Genomic DNA, 7,573 nt, shown 5'->3' on the forward strand with positions numbered 1-7,573 from the left:
AGACTGAAAAAGGAGCGAGTCACATGCACCCAGCCTGGCAAGAAATCTTAAAAGAAGAGAAAGAAAAAGAATATTTCCAGCGATTATGGGACTTCGTCAAAACGGCGTATCACGAGACGACGGTTTACCCGCCGAAGGAACGGATTTTTCATGCGTTCGACGCGGTGGCACCGGAAGATGTCCGCTGTGTGATTTTAGGACAAGACCCTTATCACGGACCGAATCAGGCAAACGGACTAAGTTTTTCTGTGAATGACGGAATCGCGATTCCGCCTTCCTTACGTAACATGTATAAAGAACTCGTATCTGACCTCGGGTGTCCGGCACCGACGACAGGGAATCTTGAAGCGTGGTCAAAACAAGGTGTCTTTTTACTGAATACCTCTTTGACCGTGGAAACGGGGAAAGCGGGGTCACATGCAAAAAAAGGATGGGAATTCTTTACCGATCGTGTCATTGAAGTATTAGGGAAACAAGACCAACCGATCGTCTTCATCCTCTGGGGAAATCATGCGAAAAGTAAAAAAAGTTTAATTGATACGACACGTCATCTTGTACTCGAATCCGTTCACCCCAGCCCACTTTCAGCGAGTCGCGGATTTTTCGGAAGCCGACCGTATTCGCAAACCAATGACTGGTTAAAACAGCAAGGGAGATCTCCCATCGACTGGTGTATTTCTTGAAACACAAAAAGAGACTGACTTTTAAGTCGGTCTCTTTTTGCCGTTCCAGAAACTTAATCCATCATGAATTTTTCGACGACGAGGGCAATCCCATCTTCGTCATTCGAAGCCGTCATGTACTGCGCTTTTTCTTTGACGGTGTCGGCGGCATTCGCCATCGCAACACCTAGTCCGGCCCACTCGATCATCGATAAATCATTATTGCCGTCACCACACGCGATGACATCAGCACGTTTGATTCCGAGGCGGTTTGCGAGCAGTTCAAGGCTTGTCCCTTTTGTGACGCCGGCTTCTGTGAATTCTAAGAAAAATGGTTTTGACCGGGCAACAGCAAGTTCCCCTGCGAGTTCGAGCTGAAGTTTTTGTTCGACTTCCGCTAAACGGTTTTCTTCCGCTAGCATCAAACATTTTACGACCGGTTCTGTGACCGCGGCCTTGAAATCCGGTACCGGAATGACTTCCATCCCTGTGATTTCCCCTTCGAGCGTCGTATACGGGTTAGGCGTTTCCGTATAAATTTCATGCCCGACGTACGTATGGATATGAATGTTTTCCCGTTTACTTAAATCGTATAAACGATGTACCGTTTCCGGAAGAAGGGTACTGGAGAAGAGGGCTTCATTTGTTTTGCAGTCGATGATGGAAGCACCGTTAAAACTTAAGATATAACTGCCATAACGAGCGAGTTCGAGTTCTTTTGCCAGATCGACCATCGCGTAAGTCGGGCGACCGCTGGCAAGAACAACTTTTTTTCCACGACGCTGGGCATCGAGCAGTGCTTGTTTCGTTTTCGGAGAAATCGTGTGGTCACTCGTCAACAACGTATCGTCAAGATCAAGTACGATCATTTCATAAGCCATGAATATAAACCCCTTTCGAATATCTGTTACATCTTAACAAGTTGGCTCCTCTTCCACAATATACTCTCCTTGGAAAGAGTGTGATAAAGTTTGAGGAGAGCACGTATGGAAAGGATTTAAGTCTGATGAAATATTTTGTTATTTTCTTATCGACCCTATATTTAGCGGGATGTGGTCTTACCTTGCCTCACCCTGCGTCGTTACTCGAACACCCGGCTTTGCCCGAATGGGAAAAGTCGTTAAAAACAAAAATCGATGAAGATCTTCCGGCACAGGCGGAAATCGTTGCCCCTCGTAATCAATCGATTTCGAGATTATATGAATTGATTGATTTAAATCGGGATGGACGCGAAGAAGCGGTCACCTTTTACCGGATGCAGGATCAGGGAACGTTTCAAATCAAGCTGTTGGTCCATGAACGGATGAAGAAGAAGTGGGTGTTACGAGTCAGTCAGCCGATCGCGACCGGTCGATCGATCGATCAACTTCATGTCCTCACCGATCCAACGAAAACACGTAATCAATTGATGATTGGCGTGACGAGTCTGGAAAAAAATACAGTATATCTGTTAAAGGATTTGATGAAGTCGTCGATTGACGTCACTAAAATCGATACATACGATCGATTGACGATTGCCGACTTGAATCAAGACCAACGTCAGGATATGGTCTTGCTAAAAAAAGGCCAATCCACGGAGCTGGTTTATTATGAAGAGGCCTTGACGCCTGCTGTCCGACAAACAACGTTACTTCCGATACGGGAAGGCGATTTATTTGCGGATCATGATCTATTTGAAATCGATACGATCAATGCTGCGAAGAAAAAGGGTCTACTGGTGTCGTTTACACGTGATGCGACGATGCATTTGCTCGTGTTTCAGCTCGATCAAACGAAACTCACCCCAGTCGATTTTGCGGGAACATCAGAAATCATCGAACCGATGTATACATTTCCGAAAGATGTAGATCAAGATGGCATCGTAGAATTTGCCCATCAATACACACCAAAGGGCAGTATCGGACGGTCGATGGAAGAAAAACCACAAATCACAGCCTACTACGCATGGAATGGTGCAAGCGTACAACCGTTTCTCGAAAGTGGTTTTGAACTTCGCGAAGAACAGTACATTGATCTCGAATACAATTTCGTCATGCGATTCCCCGCTAATTGGGCGACACGTGAGACGATTGAGAAAAAAGACAATCGAGTGCGTTTCATTAATCGCGAGACTGGAACGATTGATTTTGAACTCGAAATCATTCCAAAAAATCAATACATCGCCAGTCATCAAAAGAAAAAAATCAAAGAAGGCATTGATTACGTCTATGTCATCACTGCCAACCAATCCTATGAAAAGTACGCAACGAATGTAGCACTTGTGGAATAAAGTAAAAGCAGGAGGAAAACAAGATGACAAAAATATTAGTGGCTGAGGATGAACATGCGATTCGTAGTTTCATCGTCATTAATTTAAAACGCGCCGGGTATGAAGTGATTGAAGCGGAAAACGGACGTGAAGCATTAGAACAGTTCGCACAACAGACATTCGATATCTTATTACTCGACATCATGATGCCGGAAGTCGACGGGTTTGCGGTTTGTGAACAAGCACGCTCCCAAGATGAAGTCGTCGGAATCATCATGCTGACGGCACGGACGCGGGAAGAGGATAAAGTCATGGGACTCAGTGTTGGGGCTGATGATTACATCGCAAAGCCGTTTAGTCCAGCCGAACTGCTGGCACGTATTCAATCGTTATTGCGGCGAGTCGAGACGTTGCGTCGCCGCAAACAACCCCGTGAGTTGCTTTCTGGTCCGTTTCGCATCGATCTTGGAGCGAAACGGGTTCAAAAAGCTGGCGTTGATGTGGAAGTTACACCGACGGAATATGATTTATTGTGTCACTTCATCAAAAATGAAGATCAAGTCATGTCGCGTGACGAATTATTAGATGCCGTCTGGGGTGAAAATTATTTTGGTGATCGCAAGACGGTTGATGTCAACATCCGTCGTCTTCGTCAAAAAATCGAAGAAAACCCGGCTGAACCTCAATTTATCGAAACGTTGTGGGGACACGGTTATAAATGGCGTAATGAAAAATGAAACGACAGATTTTGATGCGGTTCATGACGATTATTACCGTGACCGTCTTGCTTGTAATCGGTATTTTATCGTTCGTGACGTATAACTACTATTATGTGACAGCGACAGACGTCTTGAAACGACATGCGAATGCGAGTGCAGTTTTATTTGCGAACAGTGGTCTTGCGTATGACTTTCAAGATTCAGAAGCAACGATTCATGATGTGCTTGATTCATATGCCTATACAGATGCTGAAATCGAAGTCTTAGATGCTAAAGGAATTCCACGCTACTCGTCAACCGGATTCGTCTCGAAGCGGAATATGACGAAACAAGAAGTCAGTCGTTTATTGGCAGGAAACACGATTACGAAACGGTATGATGATCCGGCAACGGAGGAACATTTGCTCGAAGTGACGGAACCCGTCGTGTCGTTTGGACAGACGACCGGGGCACTTCGTTATACGACATCGCTTGCTAAAATTGATCAACGCGTCGTTGAAATCTGTTTAGCGATTCTATTGTTGGGTGTCGTCATCTGGGGGCTGGCGTATATCTATTCGTCCCGTCTCGTTTCGTCCATCGTTCGTCCGATTCAAGAAGTCATCGGTGCGTCCGATCAAATCGCGAAGCAACATTATGATGTCAAAGTCAATGAAGAGTACACGTTTGAATTAGGCGAACTCGCCCGGACCATCAACTACATGGGGCAACAAATCAAACAACAGGAAACGCTGAAGGACGAGTTCATTTCGGGAATCTCGCATGAATTGCGAACGCCGCTCACTTCGATCAAGGGCTGGAGTGAAACATTACTGGCAGAACCAGAACGTTTACCGGAAGAGGCTTCGCTCGGAATGGGCATCATCCACTCGGAGACGGAGCGTTTGATTTCGCTCGTCGAACAGTTACTCGATTTTTCGAAACTCGAAACAAGTCGTTTGGTTTTGTATCGGCAGGAAGTGAACATCACCGAAGTCATTGAAACGGTGACAGCCCAGTTACGTCAGAAGCTGGAGGAAAAAAACATCCGGATCGTCCGCAAGCTCCCGGCTCAGGTCGTCGGATTATACGATGAGAACCGCTTGAAACAAGTCTTTTTGAACTTACTGGATAATGCAATCCGTTTTTCACCAATCGGCGGTGAGATTACGATTCGTCTCGTCCGCTCGGAACGGGTCTTGTTCTTGTCCTTTAGTGACGAAGGACCCGGTATTCCAAAAAATCATCTCCGGCACGTAACGGAGAAGTTTTATCAGGTCCAAAAAGGAAAAGGAGGGACGGGGTTAGGGCTTGCCATCTGCCGTGAACTCGTCGAAGCGCATGAAGGAAAGTTATTCATCGACAACCAGCCGGAAGGAGGCGCAATCGCGACCATCCTTTTGCCGGTCACAAAAGCATAACGAGAAAGTCAAATGAGAAGCGCTTTCCAAACCGAACTGGTAAAGTAAAATGAGAATAAGGATTTACTGTAAGGCAAAACGAATGGAGGAATCAGTCATGGCACTTGGCGTATCGAATGGAACATTAAGTCCGCTCACTGGAAAACCAAACGCGGTATCGACACAGACGGATAAAGAAGCGTTGAAAATGGCACCTTTACCGTTCAAAGGAACTTTAGCAGAATCGAAGTTTCAAATCATGCGAATTCTTCAAAGTCTTGATCGGGTAACGGTCGTCAAAGAAGATTCCGATTACATTCATGCTGTCTTCTCAAGTAAAGTGTTTCGTTTTAAAGATGACGTCGAATTTTATTTTGACCAGGCATCTCAGACAGTCCATTTCCGGTCCGCTTCGCGCGTCGGTTATTCAGACTGGGGTGTCAACCGGAAACGGATGGAAGAGGTTGCAGCACGCTATAAGGAGGCTTCACGATGAAAAGTTATCAGTTGGTCGTTATTGGTGGCGGAGCAGCGGGGATGACGATTGCAGCGGGAGCGGCCAGTCTTGGTGCGCACGTCGCGTTGATTGAACGACATACACATTTAGGTGGAGACTGTTTACATTATGGTTGTGTCCCGTCGAAGGCCTTGATCGAAGCGGCACACGATGTACATGTCATGAATCAGACAGCGGCGAAATATAACATCACGTTGAACGGCGACGCCGTGTATGCGAAAACGAAAGCGAGTGTCGACCGGGCACGTAACATCATTCAATCCCATGATGGCACAAAACGATTTGAGGATTTAGGTGTCGATGTCTACATCGGGGAAGCCAGTTTTTTGAGTGCCAATGAAGTGGAAGTGGCAGGAGAACTCGTCGTCGGCGAGAAATTTGTCATCTCAACAGGTTCGCAGCCGATCATTCCACCGATTGACGGACTCGACACGATTTCATATTTGACGAACGAAACGATTTTCGAGCAGACGGAGCGACCAGAACGATTACTTGTCATCGGTGGTGGCGCGATTGGTCTCGAACTGTCTCAAGCCTATGCCCATCTCGGAACAGAAGTCACGGTCATCGAAGGAGCAACAGCGCTGATGTCGAAAGAAGACAAAGGCATGGTCGAAGTATTGCAACGGCAAATCGAGCAGGAATTGACGTTACACTTGAATACGACGGTCACAAGTGTCCGAAAAGCAGCGAGTGGGATTGAAGTGACAGTCAAAACAGGAGACGAATCACGTGTCATTGAAACGGATGCCGTCCTCGTCGCTGTCGGACGGAAACCACGGATCGAAGCGTTACGTCTCGACCGCGCGGGTGTTCGCGTCGAAAAAGGATATGTCCAAGTCGATGCGTCGCTTCGAACGAACCAACGCCACATCTTTGCCGTCGGCGATACGATCCAATCGTTACCGTTTACACATGTTGCCGGTCTTGAAGGGAAAACGGTTGTCACGAACGCCTTGTTCGGTTTACGCACAAAACCGGATTACCGAGCGGTACCATGGGTGACGTTCACGACACCAGAACTTTTCCACCTCGGATTGACAGAAGAGGAAGCGCGCCAGAAATATGATGATATCAAAGTCTATCAAACGGGTCTTGATGAAGTCGATCGGTTTGTCATCAATGGTCGGACCGAAGGACGTGTCAAACTGATTGCCGATAAACGTGGGAAATTGATTGGTGCCCACGCAATCGGTGAACAGGCGGGAGAATGGATGCAGGAAGTCGTGTATGCGATGGCGCGCAAAGATAAAGTCGGACAACTGTCACGTGTCGTCCATCCGTACCCGATTCGTGGAGCGGCCGTCCAACGTGCAGCGGATCTGTACTGGCGTGAACGCTTGTTTGATGGTCCATTACCAAAATGGTTAAAACGATACTTTGATTGGAAACAAGGAGAATGATGCATGCAGCAGTCTGCTAAAAAACGTAATTTCGTCCCAGTCGTCATCATCTTGACGCTTGTCATCAACCTGTTGGTCGCACTGTTATTTTTTGCGCCGCCCTTACAGGTCGGTGATGGGTTCGATTGGACACTATTGCCTTTTCTGAACGCAATCTTCAATAGCTTTACGTTTATGTTACTTCTCGGAGCATGGATTTCAATCCGCCGGGGAAATCGGGTCAACCATCGCCGTTTCATCGGCGGTGCGATGACGACGACGACCTTGTTCCTGATATCGTACGTGACATATCATGCGGTCAGTGAATCGACCAAATTCGGAGGAGAAGGGTTTGTCCGTCCCTTGTATTTCGTTATCCTGATTTCGCATATCATCTTAGCAGCGGTCATCGTTCCACTCGTCTTGATGTCGCTTGCCCATGCGCTGAATCAGAATTTCGAAAAACATAAGAAGTGGACACGCTTTACGATGCCGCTTTGGTTGTATGTCAGTCTGACTGGTGTCATCGTCTATGTGATGATCCGTCCGTATTATTAAATAAAAACAGGTCCATTCCGAATGATATGCTCCCACAAAAGTAGACAGTTGAAATAACAAAACTGTCTACTTTTGAAGGGAGCTTTTTCTATGGCCACATCTAAATTT

The 7,573-nt window shown here is 46.6% G+C and carries 8 protein-coding genes; 7 read left to right on the forward strand and 1 reads right to left on the reverse strand.

Translation table 11 applies throughout. The annotated features are described in order from the left end of the window. The first annotated feature begins 23 nt into the window (after positions 1–23). On the forward strand, positions 24–683 hold the full coding sequence (locus tag KNQ13_RS08795; RefSeq protein WP_026830408.1) for a uracil-DNA glycosylase: 660 nt from the start codon (positions 24–26) through the stop codon (positions 681–683). Positions 684–736: 53 nt separating this feature from the next. On the opposite strand, the gene KNQ13_RS08800 is transcribed toward KNQ13_RS08795, so the two are convergent. Further along, positions 737–1,543 (reverse strand): Cof-type HAD-IIB family hydrolase, encoded by an 807-nt coding sequence (locus tag KNQ13_RS08800; RefSeq protein ID WP_014971600.1) that lies wholly within the window; start codon positions 1,541–1,543, stop codon positions 737–739. Between the two features lie 125 nt (positions 1,544–1,668). On the opposite strand from KNQ13_RS08800, the gene KNQ13_RS08805 reads away from it, so the two are divergent. The 6 genes from KNQ13_RS08805 (at position 1,669) to KNQ13_RS08830 (ending at position 7,465) form a co-directional block, all read left to right on the forward strand. Next, entirely contained in the window at positions 1,669–2,931 is a 1,263-nt protein-coding gene (locus KNQ13_RS08805) for a hypothetical protein (protein ID WP_236624348.1), read from the forward strand. A 23-nt stretch (positions 2,932–2,954) separates the two neighbouring features. Continuing rightward, on the forward strand, positions 2,955–3,647 hold the full coding sequence (locus KNQ13_RS08810; protein WP_026830406.1) for a response regulator transcription factor: 693 nt from the start codon (positions 2,955–2,957) through the stop codon (positions 3,645–3,647). Further along, positions 3,644–5,029 (forward strand): sensor histidine kinase, encoded by a 1,386-nt coding sequence (locus KNQ13_RS08815; RefSeq protein WP_014971597.1) that lies wholly within the window; start codon positions 3,644–3,646, stop codon positions 5,027–5,029. The genes KNQ13_RS08810 and KNQ13_RS08815 overlap by 4 nt, the downstream gene beginning before the upstream one ends. 97 nt (positions 5,030–5,126) lie before the next feature. Next, on the forward strand, positions 5,127–5,504 hold the full coding sequence (locus KNQ13_RS08820) for a DUF1499 domain-containing protein (RefSeq protein WP_026830405.1): 378 nt from the start codon (positions 5,127–5,129) through the stop codon (positions 5,502–5,504). Next, on the forward strand, positions 5,501–6,928 hold the full coding sequence (locus tag KNQ13_RS08825; protein WP_014971595.1) for a dihydrolipoyl dehydrogenase family protein: 1,428 nt from the start codon (positions 5,501–5,503) through the stop codon (positions 6,926–6,928). Before KNQ13_RS08820 ends, KNQ13_RS08825 begins: the two co-directional genes overlap by 4 nt. A gap of 3 nt (positions 6,929–6,931) precedes the next feature. Beyond that, positions 6,932–7,465, forward strand: coding sequence for a DUF420 domain-containing protein (locus tag KNQ13_RS08830; RefSeq protein ID WP_014971594.1), 534 nt, complete (start codon positions 6,932–6,934; stop codon positions 7,463–7,465). Positions 7,466–7,573 lie beyond the last annotated feature (108 nt).

The organism is Exiguobacterium sp. s128, assembly GCF_018618815.1.
Lineage (GTDB): Bacteria > Bacillota > Bacilli > Exiguobacteriales > Exiguobacteriaceae > Exiguobacterium_A > Exiguobacterium_A antarcticum.